Raw genomic sequence first — 20,605 nt, forward strand, 5'->3', positions numbered from 1 at the left:
CTTTTTTCTCCATTGCTTGAAAACTAGTAACCTGTTAAAATATATTTGTTTCAATGTATTATTTGCTCATCGTTGCAGCGATGGGCTCTTGTATCCTGATCAACTCACTCACCTGATAAAGACTTCTAAGATGCATTTGCTGAATCATCCGTTGCCTTTGATATTTTTCCCTTATCGCCTCATCTTGATTAGAAAATTCCAACACTCTATCTAAATAAGCTAATTTTTGTCTAGCCACATATGTAGACCTTCCTAAACTATGTAGTAACCTCTTTCGTTTGGAAATATTCATTACACACTTCCCTTAGTATTTGTATCCCTACTATGAATCTCTTTTTCGTCTTTTACCGTTTTGACAATACCTTCTTCATAAAAAAGCTCCATTACTGATACATTAAAAATATCAGCAACTATCGCCAACGCCTCAGCAGAAAACTTTGTCCGGCCACATTCTAAATAATAGTATCCATTTAACGTCTTGTACCCCAACCTCTCGGACATCTCCTCCAATGATAACTTCATTTTTTTTCTTATTCTTTTAATTTTGTTTAGATCCACTTTTTTACTTACTTGTCGCATAGAGCATCTCCTTTTTGCCATTTTGGAAACTTATGAGTTCATTCTATATTGCCATTTTGGCAAAGTCAACTTTTTTTATCCATTTAGGAAAACTAATGTTTAAAAACTTACCGTTATGGTAAAATATATGTAGTATAAAGAGAGAGGGAGCAAATCATGAGCATATTAGCGAAGCGAATGCGTCACATACGCGAGATCAAAGGACATTCCCAAACGAAAGTTGCACACGCATTAGGTATCTCGAACGTACAATTATCCCGTTATGAATCTAGCGAACGAAAACCTGATCCAGACTTTATTAAAAACATTGCTGATTTCTATGAAGTATCTACCGATTATCTGCTAGGAATTATTGACACGTATACTCATCAACATAGTGATGAAATAGATAAAGTCCTAAATGATCCAGAGCTAGGATTATGGTTTAAAGATATTAAAGATTCTGCTCCAGAACGGCAAGAAGAACTGAGACAGTTTTGGGAATTTATTAAAATGAAAGAAAAAAACCGAAAACCAGAAGATAAACAAAAATAGAAGCACAATATAAAATGTGCTTCTATTTTCTCTATCGCTATAAATACACTGTACCAATAAAATACATCCTTCATTTGAAATAGAAAATACAGCTGTGTATTAGTCAATTTCTTCATACCTTATCTAACCTACAGATGAAATATATTCCAAAAGCCCTCTTCACGGGCTTTTCTTTTTAGTGTAAAATAGGAACAAATGTTCTAAAATGTGATAATGGAGTGAAATGACATGGAGAAATTACAACATTACTATACTACTCAACTTGAAGACTATACAAAAAACTTATACCACTCGTTAGCTATCTCTATTCCAGAACAAGTAGATATAATGGACGTGGCACAAAAATTAAATGTTTGGGTTTACTTTGCTCCGATCGGTAGTTGTGCCATTGAGCGAAATGGACTAGCTAGTATTATCCTTGATGAGCGAAAAACACCACAAGAACAGTTCGAAGACTTTGGTCATGAAATTGCTCATTTACTCTATCACGCAGGTAACCAACTACAAATGCCAAAGATGTTTCTAGAGTATCAAGAAGCGAAAGCACAAAATTTTGCTATGCACTTTTGCATCCCTACCTTTATGTTACGAGACATGCTACTTCCTGCTACAAAGTCGGAAGCTATTAATATGCTTTCTAATACATTTAATGTCACGCCAGCCCTTGCGGAAAGACGATTGACTCATTATGAACAACAAGTTCTATCAAGCCGCCTTCATGACATGATACGTACTCAGTACGCTGTGTAAATACAGCTAAACACTACGAAAAAGTGGAACCTTTTTGTACAAACAAAAGGTTCCACTTTTATGTTAGCTATGTATCTAAATCAACCCCTTCTGACTATTAAGGTAGTCGCCTTATTCTCCGTAAATCCAGTTGGACATGCTTCATTTCATCTAGGTAGTACATATGCTATGTTGACCAAAATTCTACTCAAAATGAGGTGAAAACATGCCTATTACGAATCGATTTTCTACCACCACGAACGGTGCGCTTGCTATTACTGGAAACACATTAGGTTTGAGTAAACTTAGTAACCAAAATCGTGCTGGTACAATCGGTGCTATTGGTGCATTTGTAACGACGAATACAGCCTTACAAGTACCTACCTTCCCTGCTGGTACAACCTTAAGCTATACGCAAAATAATTCTACCGCTATTTTAACAATCCCTGCAGGTAGTACAGTCCTTTATGCAGAACTCATATGGGGCGGAAACTATTTGTCTCGTGATCAAAACATTACAAGTGTATTAGGAAATGCTGTCTCCTTTACAACTCCTATTTCAACATACTCTGTTACACCTTCAGCTGTTACAGCATCCAATCAAACATTCGTTTCTGGAAACGTTACGCTTGGCTTCTATACCCGTTCCGCAGATGTAACTGCACTTGTCCAAGCTGGTGGTTCTGGTTCTTATACAACTGGTTCTGTTCCTGGACTCGTCGATCCGGTAGACGCATCAAATGGTTCCATTAACTCTGCTGGTTGGACACTTATTGTCGCTTATCAAAATGGTTCATTACCAGCTAGAAACTTAACAATTTATGTTGTTGGAAATCGTGTCTCTGTGGAAACTGGTAGTTCAGATGTATCCGTATCAGGATTTTTAACACCTTCAGGTGGGCCTGTAAGTGGACGATTATTTTTAAGTGCAACAGAAGGTGACGCTGATCTTACTGGAGATCAGGCGCTCTTTGGACCGAATTTTAGTTCATTAACTGCTTTATCCGGACCAAATAACTTTGTAAATAACTTTTTTGCATCCCAAGTCAATAATTCGGCAGGAAATTTAGATACGACAGGAACATTTGGGACACGTAATCAAAGCGCGTCTACAAATACAAATATTTCAGCAGGTAGACAAGGTTTAGACATTACTTCGGTCAACATTTCACCGTATTTAACAAATTCTCAAACATCTGCCGCTATCCGTCTAACAACAAACGGCGACGCGTATATGTTAAACGCTGTCGGCTTACAAATCGATATTAATGCTCCGAACGTACAAGCGAGTAAAAGTGTAAATAGAAGCGTCGCTACAATCGGAGACATACTCACTTACACCGTCACTGTTCCTAATAACGGTCTGCTTCCCGCTAATAACGTTGTGTTGACCGATATTCTCCCTAACGGTACTTCTTTTATACCAGGTACCGTAACAATTGATAATGTCACCCAACCGAACGCGAATCCGGCTGCTGGTATATCACTTGGGACCATTAATAATGGCGCCTCTCGTCTAGTAACATTTCAAGCAACTGTTGTTTCTCTCCCGAGCGCCAATCCTATTTCTAACACCGCTAATGTCACATTCCAATATACACCAATAGCTGGTGGAACAACGTTTAACGGTCTTGCAACGAGTAATTCTGCCGGAACACAAATTAATCTCGCAGATATTAATGGAACAAAGTCTGTCAACAGACTATTTGCAGATATCGGAGACACGCTAACATACAGCATTTCTCTAGCGAATGTAGGAAATATCTCTGCAACGAACGTTGTCTATACGGATCCTATTCCAAGTGGGACTACTTTCGTTCCTGGAAGCGTAACAGTTAATGGGGTTACTCAGGGAGGAGCAAATCCAGCTACCGGTATAACAGTTGGAACGATTGCAGGAAACTCTTCGGCTACTGTTTCCTTTCAAGTTACTGTTCCCGCTATTCCACAAACGAATCCGATATTAAATAGCGGTACGACGACATATCAGTACGTTCCTATTCCAAATCAACCTGCAGTAAATGGAACTGATACAACAAACACCGTTTCTACCCAAGTGAATAATGCTACTGTAACGATGGCAAAATCAGTAGATAAAAGCTTTGCAGATATCGGAGATACACTAACTTATACCGTTTCTTTTATGAGTACAGGTAATACAAATGCGAATAATGTTATTTTGACGGATGTCATTCCAACTGGAACAACATTTGTCCTAAACAGCTTAACAATTGATGGAACAACACAAGTGGGTGCAAATCCAGCAAGTGGCGTTAACATAGGCTCTATCTCACCGGGTACAACAAAAAATGTCACATTCCAAGTAGTCGTAACTAGCATCCCTCCATCAAATAGTGTATCGAACGGAGCTAGTGCTTCGTATCAATATACCGTTAACCCTAGCCAAGGACCAATTACAAAGAACATTTCTTCTAACCTCGTTGCTACTCAAATTAACAACGCAAATATAACCTTAACAAAATCGACAGATAAACAGTTTGCTACAATAGGAGAAGTAATTAGCTATACGATCCAAATTGCCAACAGTGGGAATACAGCTGCTACTAACGTTGAATTAACAGACCCGATTCCAAACGGAACGATATTGATTCCTGGTACTGTACTGTTAAATGGAGTCATGCAAAATGTAACTTCTCTCGTTGCAGTGCCAATTGGTACTATTCCTGGCGGGGCTACATTTACCCTTTCCTTCCAAGTAGTCGTCAACAACCTACCAACTCAAAATCCTATTATTAATAACGCTTTTGCAACGTACACGTATACAGTAAACCCGGCATTACCGCCAACTTCAAAAACCGCAAACTCTAATTCTGTGACATCAACAATTAGGCTAGCAAATCTTGTTGCGACGAAGTCTGTTGATCAAACATTTGCGGAAGTAGGAGATGTACTAACATATACCGTTTCTCTTGCAAATGACGGGAATGTTGCCGCCAATAATGTCGTATTAACAGATTCACTAGCAAATGGCACTTCCTTTGTGCCAAATAGTGTTATTGTGAACGGCGTTTCTCAACCAGGCTTAACACCAGCTAACATCCCTATTAGTAGTATTAATGCTGGAACGATAAGTACAGTCTCCTTCCAAGTATCAATAACTGCCATCCCAATTCCAAATCCTATTTCTAATAGTGCTTTCATTTCGTATAACTTTACCGTTGATCCAAACAATCCACCCGTAAATCAAAATACAACGTCTAATCCTACATTTACACAAGTAAATGATGCGAATGTCATTTCAATAAAAACAGTTGATCGTGAGTTTGCTACTATTGGAGATACATTAACGTATACCATTACGTTAACGAATACAGGAAGTGTTTCTGCCGATAGCCCTACCTTCGTCGACACAAATCCAGATGGCACGACTTTCATTCCAAATACGTTTCTTATTAATGGTGTACTCCAAAATAATGCCGATCCGAATATTGGTGTTCCATTACCGCCTATTCCTGCTAGTGGCTCCATTACAGTCTCCTATCAAGTAATTGTTAATACAGTACCAACGCAAAATCCAACGATTAACTCATCAAGCACACAATATAGCTTCGTTCTCAATCCAGGTGATCCACCAATTTTCGAAACATCTGTCAGTAATACGGTAAGTACACAAATTAACTTAGCAGTTGTCGTCATAGCTAAAAGTGTAGATGTAACGATTGCTGATGTTGGTCAACCAATTACGTATACGATTGCCTTAGCTAATCCAGGGAATGTTGCAGCAAACAATGTAATTGTTACGGATATTATCCCTGCTGGTACTACGCTCGTACCAAACAGTGTGTTTATAGGTGGTGCACAACAACTAGGTGCAGATCCAAGTATCGGTCTGAACGTTGGTACGATTCCAGCTGGCGGCACGACAACACTCATTTTCCAAATAAGTGCTACTAGTCTTCCTACACCAAACCCTATCCAAAATAGTGCTGCACTTCAATATAGTTTTATCGCTGATCCAAATTTACCTGCAATCGTGATAAATACCACTAGCAATACCGTTTCTACACAAATTAATACTGCTACGATTGTCGCGACTAAACAAGCAAGTACAGATTTTGCTGATGTTGGCGATATTATTACGTATACAACTACCTTAACAAACAACGGAAATATAGTTGCTTCCAATGTTATATTTACCGATATCATCCCTACTGGTGCACTGTTCATTCCAAATAGCGTAACAATTGATGGTAGTCCGGTAGCTAATGCCAATCCTGCAAATGGTATTTTAGTAGGTACAATTGCTGCAAATTCATCACGTATTGTCGCATTCCAAGTTAGTGTCCCAGCTATTCCAACTGTCAATCCACTCACGAATCAATCAAGCACGACATTCCAATACACGTACGATCCATTAAAACCGGCTGTATTAAGCATGGCTACTTCAAACACTGTACAGACCACTGTTAATAACGCGAACGTTTCCGCTACTAAATCGGCTGATAAACAATTTGCCAATGTGAACGATATTATTACGTATACGACTACCTTGACCAACAGTGGCAATACGCTTGCAACGAATGTGATATTTACAGACATTATTCCGAGTGGAACAGCTTTTGTTCCGAATAGCGTAACGGTAAATGGGACGACGATTCCTAATGCAAATCCACAAATCGGAGTTTCAATCGATCCAATAAGCCCTAATACGACTACAACTATCTCATTTCAAGTACAAGTAACTTCTATTCCTAACCCAAATCCAATTCCTAACCAAAGTAATACAGCATATCAATATATCGTCAATCCGAATCTACCTCCAGTATCCGCAAATGCAGCTAGCAACATCGTAACTGTCCAAATTAATAACGCGACGATTGTTGCGACTAAATCAGCTAACACCTCGACAGCTGCAATTGGAGACATTGTCACTTATACAATTGCTGTTACGAACACTGGAAATATCCCTGCCACCGCCACTCTTTTAACAGATGGACTTGGACCAGGTGCAGCTTTCATCCAAGACTCTGTGACTATTGATGGTGTTCCGCAACCAGGATTAGATCCTTTACTAGGAGTCCACTTAAACGATGTTTCGCCAGGAGATACTGTATTTATTACATTCCAAGTACAAATTCTTACGATTCCTCCTAGTGGCACGTTAACGAATAATGCGCTTGTAAACTACGAATATGCAGTAAATCCAAACACAAATCCAACTATGGGTAGTACCATAACAAATACGACCGTGACACCCATTATTGACGCTACGTTAGTTGTAAGTAAAAGCGTTAGTACAACGTTTGCTACGATTGGAGATACGCTTACATTCACTTCGTCCGTTACGAATACAGGAAATACAACTGCGAACAACGTTACATTTACAGACATCATTCCAAACGGGACAATATTTGTTCCAAATAGCTTTGCCATCAATGGTGTAACTGTTCCGAATGCAAATCCACAAAACGGGGTTAATATTGGGAATCTTGCTTCAGGTGCATCCGTTACACTTAGTTTCCAAGTAAACATTACAGCTATTCCAAGTCCTAATCCTATTCCGAATCACTCCTCCTTGCAATATACGTTCATTGTGGATATAAACGAACCTCCTGTCTCTAGAACGATTCAATCTAATACAACGTTTACACAAGTGAATTCCGCTTCCGTTATCGCATCGAAAATTGCAAGTAGTGCATTTGCAGCGATTGGAGATACAATTACGTATACAACTACCTTAACGAATGGTGGAAATACAACGGCAGACGCACCGATTTTTGTAGATATATTACCACCTGAACTTTCCTTCGTTCCAGATAGTGTACAAATTAATACGATTCCACAGCTTGGATTTAATCCAAATAGCGGGATTCCGTTAGATTCCATTCCAGTTGGAGGCACGACCGTAATTAGCTTTCAAGTCCTCGTGGGAGAGATACCAACACCAAATCCAACGTTAAATCAATCTAGTACGACATATTCTATTATTGTTGATCCTAACTTGCCTCCTGTTATAGAAACAGCTACTAGTAATCCAATCTTAGTTCAAATAAACGAAGCTATCATTCAAGCAACAAAAACGGTAGATCGTCTCTTCTCTGATGTAGCACCTGGAAATTCCGTTTTAACGTATACCGTTTTATTAGAAAATATCGGTAACACAACGGCTACAAATATCACTTTTACAGATCCCACACCAAATAATACAGTCTTTATAGCGGATAGTGTACGCGTAGGTGGGGTTTTATTGCCTGGGGAAAATCCGGAAAATGGTATACAAATCGGGGATATAATCGCAGGGGATTCCATTAACATAACATTCCAAGTTCAAGTAGTAAGTATTCCAAATCCAGTTTTCACAATTGGACCAGGCGGACCGAATTCACCTGTCGTTAACAACGCTTCCGTCGATTATCAGTTTGTCAAAGGACCTAGCTTACCACTCGCTTCAAGAAATACGACATCAAATGCTACTTCTACACAAGTGAATGCCGGCGAAATTGTAGCAATTAAATCTGTAGATAAAGCCTTTGCAACAATTGGAGATACACTCACTTACACTATTTCATTAAGTAACCCAGGAAATGTCGCATCACAAAACATTATTTTCACTGATATCCTCCCTGAAGGAACGACATTTATATCTGGAACGCTAATAAACGACTTAGGAACACAGCAAATTGGTAACCCAGGAAGCGGTATACAAATTGGAACTATCAATCCAAATGGAACAGCTACCATTATAATTCATGCATTGGTAACAAATATACCAAGTATAAACCCAGCCTCTAATGTTAGCTCCGTACAATTTGAACATGTGGTCGACCCTAGTCAGCCTTCTGTCTCACAAACGACTGTATCAAACACTGTTACGACAACCATTAATAGCGCTATATTAACGGCTACAAAAAGCGATGATAAAACGATTGTTTCCGTTGGGGATACAATTACGTATACAACTACGATTACGAACACTGGAAATACAGCGGCTACAAATATAACATTTACAAGTGTTATTCCTGCTAGTACTACGCTTGTTCCAAATTCTGTTACAATAAATGGCATCACACAATTTGGCGCAAATCCAGCGCTTGGAGTAAGCATACCGAATATTGCTCCAGGTGAAACGGTAACTGTCACCTTCCAAGTGAGTGTTATTTCTGTTCCTCCTTCAAACTCAATTACGGGTAATGACACGATCTTATACTCGTATGCTGTTGATCCAAATGGAACACCTACTACTACTTCTACTACAACAAATATTGTTACAAATCCTGTTGTAGACGCTCTGATAACAATAGTAAAATCAGTTGATCAAACTTTAATAACTCTAGGGGATACGATTACCTATACAGCAGTTTTGACGAATAGTGGTAATACAAGTGCAACAAATATTACCTTTACAGACCTCATACCGAACGGAACTACGTTTGTTACAGATAGTGTTACAATAGATGGCATTACTCAATTCGGCGTTAATCCAAATACAGGAATAACGATAGGGGCAATCACCGCTGGAAATTCAGTATCTATAGCGTTTCAAGTTATCGCTACTTCTACACCTGTTCAAAATCCTATCGCCAATTTCGCTACCGCATCTTACTCATTTATTGCCGATCCAAATGCTCCAATTGTTACAAGAATGGCTACGTCAAATACTGTATTCACGACAATTAACACAGCTACTATTCTCTCCGTCAAACAAGTGGATAAAGCTTTTAGCCGTGTAGGAGATATAATAACGTACGGGGTATTTTTGATAAATACAGGAAACTCAACTGCACAAAACGTTATTTTCACAGATATATCACCAAGCGGAACAACCTTTATTCCAAACTCCCTTTCTATTGACGGTGTTCCTCAAGATGGTGCAAATCCTAATAACGGTGTAAATATTGGATCTATCACAGCTGGAACTACCGTATTTGTTCTGTTCCAGGTAGCAGTTACTGCATTACCAACTGTAAATCCGATTGTCAATTTCTCATCGACGACGTATGATTTAGTTTCACCACCTACTTCAGAAACGTCCATTAGCAATCCAGTCTCCACTCAAATTAATGAAGCAATACTCTCTCTAACTAAAAATGAAAGTGTATCCTATGCAGATATTGGGCAAACAACTTTCTATACTACGTCGATTGCAAATATAGGCAATATCGATGCAACAAATATTATTTTCACAGATATCTTGCCAGCTGGTCTAGCATTTGTTCCTAACACATTAACCGTTGATGGTGTTCTACAACCTAACGCTAATCCTACTATCGGTATTGCACTTGCTCCTCTTCCACCTAATGAGATATATAGTATCGTCTTCCAAGTTATCGTTACTAATATTCCACCTATTAATCCAGCACCAAATACGGCATCTACCACATATGCATTTACTGTTGATCCAAACAATCCACCAGTCTCAACTATCGCATCTTCAAACACGACATTTCTCCAAATTAATAACGCCACGGTACTCAGTACAAAAACAACAAATCTTTCATTTGCAGATGTTGGCAACACGATAACATATACACTTACTCTTCCTAATACCGGAAATACAATGGCAACGAATGTAACGGTTACGGATATCCTTGATAGCAATTTAACGTTCGTCCCGAATAGCTTCACCGTTAATGGGCAAACCATTCCAAACGTTGATCTATCTGCTGGGGTAAATATCGGTTCCATTAACGCTGGCGATGTGGCAATTGTCTCATTCCAAGCTACTGTTACAACACTTCCAGTCACTAACCCTATTTCGAACTCTGCTCATACCAGCTACCAATATAGTGTTGATCCAAATCAAACGCCTATTACAGCTTCTAATCAATCTAATACGACAACAACTCAAATTAATAGTGCCATACTTGCCGCACAAAAAACGGTAAATGTATCGACTGTAGATATTGGGCAAAGTATTACCTACTCCGTTGCCATTACAAATAGCGGAAATGTGAGCGCAACGAATGTTATTTTCACAGATGTTATCCCTAGTGGAACGACATTTGACCCTAACAGTTTCACAGTGGATGGAATAAATATTCCAAATGCAAACATCACTACAGGTGTACCAATTGGTACTATTGCTCCAAATCAAACAGTCATTGTAGCGTTCCAGATTACGGCAAATGAAATTCCACCTATTAATCCAATTACAAATCAAGCTACAGTTAGCTTTCAATATGTTGTTAATCCAATTAACCCACCTGTCTCCAAAAACATTATGTCCAACAGCGTCGCAACAACCGTCCAAAGCGCTATTTTAACCACTATTAAAATTGGCGATAAATCATTTGCAACAATTGGAGATATCATTACGTATACAGCAACCATTTCAAACGTAGGAAATATCCCTGCTAACAACGTTATCTTCACAGATCCTTTACAAACCTGGACACAATTTGTTGCCGGATCTGTCATTGTTGATGGTATGTCATTCCCAACCGCTTCTATTATTGACGGTGTTGGTATCAATACAATAAATCTAAATCAAACTGTAACGATTATTTTCCAAGTTCAAATCATAGCTCCACCAACAACTCTCACACCAGAACTCCAAAACGTAGGATTTGCTAACTTCCAATACAATGTAGGAGATATGTTACTTGCTCAACCTGGTAACGCAGAAACAAACATCTTCGTTACTGCTATTAGTACAGCAATCCTTTCAGCTACAAAAACAACGAATACAACTTTTGCAAATATTGGAGACATAATTACGTATACAGTTCTTATTCAAAACAGCGGGAATACAGCGGCTACTAATCTAAATTTCGTAGATCTTGTCCCAGCCGGAGCAACCTTTGTTGCAAATAGTTTCACCTTAAACGGAACTGTAATACCAGGAGCAAATCCTAATAACGGTGTGAATATAGGAACAATTGGCGTAGACGGTACATTAACCGTTACGTTCCAAGTGCTCGTTACAGCCATTCCACCTGTTAATCCACTAACAAATGTTGCATCTATTCAATATGCATTTATTGTGGATCCAAATGCTCCGCCAGTTACAGGTGCAATAAATTCCACTATTGCTGCCACACAAATTAATAACGCAACTGTGACAACTGTTTTAACAGCAAACCGTTTCATCGTATCCATCGGAGATGTTATTACGTACACAGCTACATTAACAAATATCGGAAATATCCCTGCAAATTCTGTATTAGTTATAAATGGTGTTCCTGAAGGTACTATGTTCGTTCCGAATAGTGTAACGCTAAACGGTGTTCCACTTCCAGACGCAAGCCCAACTCTCGGTATTCCAGTGGGCATTATCCAACCAGGTGATTCAGCTACTATTACATTCCAATTTCTCACTACTTCTATTCCGCCGCAAGGAGTCATCATTAATCAAGCAATTACAAGTTACACGTACCTCGTAGACCCAAATCAATCACCTGTTCCTGGAACATCTACTTCTAATTCCGTTAACACGTCTGTCATTGATGCATCACTATCTGCAATGAAAACAACAGACTCTGTTATACAATCTACCGGTGGTACAATCACATATACAATCGTTATTCAAAACAGTGGAAATCAAACTGCAAATACAGTCACTTTAACAGATTTAGTTCCTGAAGGTACTTCATTTATCCCTAATAGTGTTACGATTAATGGCGCTTCTGCTCCAGGAGAAGACCCAAATGTAGGTATATCTCTAAGTTCTATTCCTGCTTCAGCAAGCACTACCGTCACATTCCAAACACTTGTTGACTTCATTCCAAATACAAATCCAATTGCTAATACAGCTCGTATTGACTACACCTTTGTCGCTGATCCAAACGCGCCAATTATCGCTCGAACGATTACTTCTAATCCAGCTTTCACACAAATTTCAGATGCAAATATCCTTTCTCTCAAAACAGTCAATACACAACAAGCAACTACTGGTGACATCTTAACCTACACGGTAACATTAAATAATAACGGAAATATCCCAGCAACTAATCTCATATTTATAGATGCTATTCCTCAAAGTACTACATTTATAGAAAATAGCTTTACACTTAACGGAACAACGATACTTGGGGCAAATCCAGCTATCGGGGTCTCCTTACCCGATCTTGCAGCTAACGCAATCCATCTTATTTCATTCCAAATTATTATTAATGATTCATTCGCACAAGAGTCTATCCTAAACCAATCCGATACAACATATACCATTCAACCGGACCCTGGGCAACCACCAATTACAGAGACTTCTACAAGTAACATCACGATAACAAATTTTGTGCGAGCACAAGTAACCATTACAAAAACTTCCAATCTACTACTTGTAGATGTTGGAGAAACGATTCTTTATATCTCTGAAGTAACAAATATCGGGAATGTCGAAGCTATAAATATTATTTTCACAGACGCTATTCCAGAGGGAACTACATTCGTTTTAGATAGCTTAACAATTAACGGTGTTCCACAACCTGGTGTAAATCCTGAAAACGGTATACAACTTGGAAACCTACCCGCAAGTAGTTCTAGAACGATCCTATTTGAAGTGTTGACAAACAATCCAGCTACCGAAACGGCAATTGTGAACCAATCTTCCACAACCTATCAATATATAGGTAGTCCTTCTGCTCCACCAGTTAATCGTACGACGAATTCTAATATCGTTACAACACCTATCCAAAATGCAAATCTTATTTCTACGAAACAAGCGGATGCAGCCTTTGTATCACTAGGGCAAATTATTACCTATACAACTACACTACAAAATATAGGAACTGTCTCAGCCAACAACGTTGTTTTCGTAGACACTATCCCAGAAGGTACTACGTTCATTGCAGATAGCTTATCAATAAACAATGTACCTCTACCAGGCGTTAACCCGGAAAATGGAGTAACACTTGGCACAATATTATCAAATGAAACAATCTCTATCTCATTCCAAGTACAACTTACAAGCATACCAGCCAATAACACTGTGACAAATATCTCGACTACTTCTTACACCTATCAACTCAATCCTGATTCACCTATTATCCAGCGTACTTCTTTATCGAATACAGTGAATAGTAATGTACGAACAGTTAACACACAAGCAATCAAATCTGCTGATATGTCCATTACACGTATCGATCAAATTATCACCTATACAATTGCAGTAACAAATGCTGGTACAATCGATATTACGAATACACTTCTTATCGACGCACTTGCAGATGGAACATCATTTGTTCCTGACAGTATTCTCGTAGATGGAATTCCAAGATCTAATGAAACGCCAACTACCGGTATCACACTTACTACGATTACCCCTAATCAAACAGTCATCGTCACGTTCCAAGTAACAGTAACAGCGATACCAACCCAAAATCCTATCCCTAACGTTGCACTCGTTCACTATGAATACCAACCGATACCAAATACACCACCAGTCTCTGATACCATTTCTTCTAATACGACAACCATCCAATTTGTTGACGCGGTTCTTGTCGCTACGAAGACGGCAGATAGAGTGCTAGCTAGTATAGATGAGATGATTAATTACACAATCTCCATTCAAAATACTGGCTCTGCTAGCACAAACTCCATTTTCTTTACAGATACTATCCAAGACGGTACCGTATTCATTCCAGGAACTGTGTCCATCAACGGGAATATACAACCAGCTGCAGATCCTAACATTGGCTTTTCTATCCCTACCATTGACGCTGGACAAACGACTATCATTATATTCCAAGTATCTGTAACAAACTTACCAGCTATCAATCCAGTACCTAACACTGCCACAATCGATTATGACTTTATTTTCAATCCAGATTTTGCACCAATTCAAAAATCTACAACTTCCAATACAACACTTGTACAAATTAATGATGCTGATATCGTTTCTCTTAAGACAGCGAATATGGAGGCTGTCACAATTGGAGATACGTTAACATTCACAACAACTTTGACTAATATCGGAAATTCTAACGCAACTTCTGTTACCTTTACAGATTTTATTCCAGAAGGTACTACATTCATTGCAGATAGCTTATTCATAAACAATGTACCTCAACCTGGTCTGAATCCAAGTAATGGTGTACTTGTAGGCACCATTGCACCTAACATTACCATTCCTGTCACATTTTCAGTTACTGTTGTTGCACTTCCAGTTGACGAACAAATTCAAAACCAATCATCTTCTAGCTATACAATTAATGGAGAAGAACAAACATCAACGAGTAACTTTACGTTTACTGATGTTCTTTTCGTTACTATAGTAGCTACTAAAACAACACCTATTCAGTACGCTCGACTACAAACAATTATTCCTTACACCATTTCCATCTCAAATAACGGTAATCTACAAGCAGATAACATCACAGTTACGGATATCCTCCCAGCAGGTACGAGTTTCGTAGCAAATAGCGTTATTGTCAATGGTAGCGAACGCCCGAATGATGATCCACAAACAGGGATACAAATTGATACTATTCCACCTAATTCGACAGCAACCGTTCTGTTCCAAGTTCAAGTTACTTCCATCCCACCAACAAATCTGATTTCTAACACAAGTACGGTGGAATATCAATACACGTTACCAAATAGACCACCAGTCTCTGAAACGACCTCTTCAAATGCTACAAACACTCAATTTGTTGACGCTATTCTTGTGGCTACAAAAACGTCAAATACAGTCGTTGCTACTATAAATGATAGTATTGATTACACAGTCTCCATTCAAAATAATGGATCGACTAGCACAAACTCCATTTTCTTTACAGATACTATCCAAGACGGAACTGCATTTATTCCAGGAACAGTGGCAATTAACGGTACCATACAATCAAATGCTGATCCTAACATCGGTTTCTCTGTTCCTAACATTGCGCCTGGACAAACGATTACTATCACTTTCCAAGTAACTGCGACGAACTTACCATCTGTCAATCCGGTACCTAATACCGCAACTATCAATTATGATTTTGTTTTCGATCCTAATTTGGCACCAATTCAACAATCAATATCTTCAAATACGACACTTGTACAAATTAATAATGCTAATATCATTTCAATTAAAACAGTCAATATGGATACGGCAACGATTGGAGATGTTCTCACTTATACAACAACATTAATGAATACTGGTAATATTGATGCGACTTCTGTTATCTTTACAGATCTTATTCCAGAAGGTACTACATTCATTCTAGATAGCTTATCAATAAATAATGTACCTCAACCTGGTGCAAATCCGAGTACTGGTGTACTCATAGGAACAATTGCACCTAACGTTACGATTTCTATCGCATTTTCCGTTACTGTCATTGCAATTCCACCCAATGGAAGTATTCAAAACCAATCTTCTTCCCGTTATATAAGTGATGGAGAAGAACGAATTTCAACTAGTAACCTTATCTTTATTGAGGTACTTTCAGCTGATTTAGTAGCTACAAAAACTGCAAATAAGATTTTAGCTACTATAGGAGAAACGATCGATTATACTGTATCGATTCAAAATACTGGCTCGACTATTACAAACTCTATTTTCCTTACAGATGCTATTCAAAACGGTACTGTGTTCACTCCAGGAACGGTGACCATTAATGGTAGCACTATACCAACTGCAGATCCTAACATCGGTTTTTCTATTCCTAACATTGCAACGGGGCAAACAAGTATTATCACTTTCCAAGTATCTGTGGCGAGCTTACCTACTATAAATCCTGTACCTAATACTGCACGGATCGACTATAACTTCATTGTTATTCCGGACTCTGCACCCGTTCAAAAATCCACAACTTCCAACACAACACTTGTCCAAATTAATACTACTAGTATCGTTTCGCTTAAGACAGCCGATGTGGATACTGTATCGATTGGAGATGTATTAACTTATACGACAACATTAACCAATACCGGTAATACAGAAGCGACTTCCGTTATCTTTACAGATACTATTCCAAACGGAGCCACATTCATTCCAGATAGTTTATCAATAAATAATGTACCTCAACCTGGCGCAAATCCAAGTACTGGTGTACTCATAGGGACAATTGCACCTAACATTACGGTTTCTATCGAATTTTCAGTTACTGTCGTTTCAATTCCACCTAGCGGACGTATCCAAAATCAATCATCTTCTCGTTATATAATTAACGGAGAAGATGAGATATCAACTAGTAACTTTACTTTTACAGATGTTCTTTCAGCTACTATACTAGCTACAAAAACGGCAAATACAGTGGTAGCTACTATAGGAGATATCATTGGTTATACAGTATCCCTTCAAAATACTGGTTCAACTATTACAAACTCGATTTTCTTTATAGATGCTATTCAAGACGGAACAGCATTTATCCCAGGGACTGTAGCCATTAACGGTAGCACTCTATCAACAGCTGATCCTAACACTGGTTTTTCTGTTCCGAACATTGGAGCGGGGCAAACGACCGTCATCACTTTCCAAGTATCTGTAACGAATGTACCACCTATCAATCCTGTACCTAACACGGCACAGATCGATTATAGCTTTATTATTGACCCAAATTCTGCACCGGTTCAAAGATCGACAACCTCCAATACGACATTTGTACAAATTAACGCTGCTAATATTGTTTCACTTAAGACAGCCAATACAGATATCGCCGTTATCGGAGAAGTGTTGACTTTCACCACCACATTAACGAATACCGGAAATATTGCGGCAATTTCAGCTATCTTTACAGATGCTATCCCAGAAGGTACTACGTTCATTGAAAATAGCTTATCAATAAACAATCTCATTCAACCTGGCGTGAATCCAGAAAACGGAGTAATAATCGGGACGATACTACCAAATGAAACAGTCTCTATCGCATTCCAAGCACAACTTACAAGCATACCAAGCAACAACACTGTCATAAATACCTCTACTACTGCTTACGGATATCAAATTAGCCCTGATACACCTATTATTCAGCGTACTTCATTCTCAAATACAGTAAGTATCAATGTCCGAACAGCTAACATCCAGGCAATCAAATCCGCTGATAGATCTATTACACGTATCGGGCAAATTATCACCTATACAGTTGCAGTAACAAATGCTGGTGTATTCGACATTACAAATACAATTCTTATCGATGCACTTGCAAACGGAACGGCCTTTGTTCCGAATAGTATTCTCGTAGACAGTATTCCAAGACCTAACGAAACACCAACTACTGGCATCACACTTAATACGCTTATTCCTAACCAAACAGTCATCGTTACATTCCAAGTATCCGTAATGGCAATACCAACACAAAATCCTATCCCTAACGTTGCACTCATTCACTACGAATATCAGCCGATACCAAATACACCACCAATCTCTGAAACCACCTCTTCAAATACGACAAGTATCGAATTTATTGATGCTATTCTTGTCGCTATGAAGATGGCAGATAAAGTGTTAGCTAATATAGGGGATACAATTAATTACACCGTTTCCATTCAAAATACTGGCTCTGCTAGTGCGAACTCCATTTTCTTTACAGATACTATCCTAGACGGAACCATATTTATTCCAGGAACTGTAGCAATTAACAGTATCACACTGCCATCAGCAGACCCTAACATCGGCTTTTCTGTTCTTACTATCGCGCCTGGACAAACGACTACCATTACGTTCCAAGTATCTGTGACGAACTTACCAACTGTTAATCCTACACCTAATACTGCAACGATTGATTATGACTTTATTTTCGATCCTAACTCTGCACCTATTCAAAAATCGACAATCTCCAATACAACACTTGTACAAATTAATGACGCTGATATCGTTTCACTCAAGACAGCCAATATGGAAGCTGTCACAATTGGAGATACTCTAACGTTCACAACAACATTAACGAATATCGGGGATTCGGATGCAATTTCTGTTATCTTTACAGACCTTATTCCAGAAGGTACTACGTTCATTGAAGATAGCTTGTCAATAAATAATGTACCTCAACCTGGTGTGAATCCAAGTGCCGGTGTACTTGTAGGAAATATTGCACCTAATGTTACAACCCCTATCACTTTTTCAGTAACTATCGTTGCCATTCCACCTAGCGGACGTATTCAAAATCAATCTTCTTCTCGTTATACGTTTAACGGAGAGGAACAGACATCAACGAGTAACTTTACCTTTACTGATATTCTTTCTGCTAATGTAGTAGCTACAAAAACAACACCTATTCAATACGCTGACCTACAAACTATTATCCCTTACACCATTTCCATCTTAAATAACGGGAATATTCAAATAGAAAATATCACAGTTACAGATATCATCCCAGCAAATACGAGCTTTATAGCCAATAGTGTCATCGTCAATGGCATAGCACGTCCAAATGATGATCCACAAACCGGAATACAAATTGACAGCATTCCATCTACTACGACTGCAACCGTTCTATTCCAAGTTCGCATTACTTCTATTCCGCAAATAAATCCTATTTCTAATACAAGTACGGTTGAATATCAATACACGTTACCAAATCGACCACCTATCACAGAAACTATTACTTCATCAGCAGCAATAACAGAAGTCAATCATGCAGATTTGGATAGTAATAAAGCGGTTGATCGTACATTCGCAGCTATTGGAGATACGTTAACATATACAATTACACTCAATCAGACTGGTAATGTTCCAGCAAACGACGTCAACGTTGTAGACCTCATCCCTGAAGGCACTACCTTTATAGAAGATAGTGTTATCGTAAACGGGCAACCTCTACAAAATGTAGATCCAGCAACTGGTATACCAGTTGGCACTATCGGTGTAAGTGGTAGCGTTACTGTGTCATTCCAAGTTAGAGTAACTTCTATTCCAACACCAAATACACTAAACAACTTTGCAACGACGACTTTTAGTTATGTAGTAAATCCAACTGAACCGCCTATTCTAATCACACAACAAACAAATATCGTATCAACAACAGTTATTAATCCAATCGTTACAATTTCCAAAAATGCAAACCGACTCACCACTACTGTAGGAGATACGATTACGTTCGCATTAGAAGTCACGAATCAATCTTCCATCCCTACAATAAGTACCTCTGTTGTAGATACCATTCCAGACGGAACGACATTTGTAGAAGGCAGTGTAACAATTGACGGCATACCATTTCCAAATGTACGCCCAGACACCGGTATCGAAATTGGAAGCTTACTTCCAGAAGAAAATGCAACAATAACATTTGAGACACTCGTTACTTCTATCCCATCAAGCAACACGATTATTAATTCAGCAATCGTTACAGCAGCTTTCCAATTAACACCACAGGATCCAATTATTCGTTTGACGTTTGATTCCAATGTTGTAAGCATCTCAGTGCAATCAATAACAACAACAGTAATAAAAGATGCCTCTGTTTCATCAGCAACCTTAACTCAATATTTTGACTATACAATTCGAATTACAAATACGTCTACCGTCCCACTTACGAGCGTCTCTTTACAGGATATTGTTCCAACAGGCTTGCGCTTTATTAATGGAACTGTCCTCATTAATGGTATACCATCGCCACTAGTAGATCCGAATATCGGCTTCCTTGTTACGACGAACCTTGAACCAAATGAAACAGTAACCATTTCATTTACAGTTCAAGTAATTAGCGCACCTACTAACAATGAATTCGATAATACAGCAACAGCTACACTTCAACTTCAAACTTCGCCTACAGATCCACCAATCATCGTAACGATTATAAGTAACGAAAACACAGTCCTTTTTGTCCCAGGAGTTCTTCCAAATCTCACTTGTTTCTTTGATGGCGAACGCTTTATACGAGGAAACTTTTTCTACGATTGGTATAGAGGTAATAATTAAAAACAAAAAAGCTTGTAGTTTGGT

At 38.6% G+C, this 20,605-nt stretch carries 5 protein-coding genes; 3 read left to right on the forward strand and 2 right to left on the reverse strand.

The genetic code is table 11. The annotated features are described in order from the left end of the window. Window positions 1–58: 58 nt before the first annotated feature. Complete coding sequence (locus IEV41_RS06565; protein ID WP_188387607.1) at window positions 59–238, reverse strand: hypothetical protein; 180 nt, start codon at window positions 236–238, stop codon at window positions 59–61. Window positions 239–291: 53 nt separating this feature from the next. Further along, window positions 292–579: a helix-turn-helix domain-containing protein gene (locus IEV41_RS06570; protein ID WP_188387608.1), complete on the reverse strand. Its 288-nt coding sequence runs from the start codon at window positions 577–579 to the stop codon at window positions 292–294. Between the two features lie 156 nt (window positions 580–735). On the opposite strand from IEV41_RS06570, the gene IEV41_RS06575 reads away from it, so the two are divergent. The 3 genes from IEV41_RS06575 to IEV41_RS06585 all read left to right on the forward strand — a co-directional run bounded on the left by IEV41_RS06575 (window position 736) and on the right by IEV41_RS06585 (window position 20,581). Beyond that, on the forward strand, window positions 736–1,113 hold the full coding sequence (locus IEV41_RS06575; protein ID WP_188387609.1) for a helix-turn-helix domain-containing protein: 378 nt from the start codon (window positions 736–738) through the stop codon (window positions 1,111–1,113). 228 nt (window positions 1,114–1,341) lie between these two features. Continuing rightward, the gene (locus IEV41_RS06580; RefSeq protein ID WP_188387610.1) at window positions 1,342–1,863 is read left to right on the forward strand and encodes an ImmA/IrrE family metallo-endopeptidase; all 522 of its coding nucleotides are present in this window, start codon (window positions 1,342–1,344) and stop codon (window positions 1,861–1,863) included. A 205-nt stretch (window positions 1,864–2,068) separates the two neighbouring features. After that, window positions 2,069–20,581 (forward strand): DUF11 domain-containing protein, encoded by an 18,513-nt coding sequence (locus tag IEV41_RS06585; protein WP_188387611.1) that lies wholly within the window; start codon window positions 2,069–2,071, stop codon window positions 20,579–20,581. Window positions 20,582–20,605 lie beyond the last annotated feature (24 nt).

It is taken from the genome of Priestia taiwanensis (assembly GCF_014638355.1).
GTDB classification, from domain to species: Bacteria; Bacillota; Bacilli; order Bacillales; family Bacillaceae_G; genus Priestia_D; species Priestia_D taiwanensis.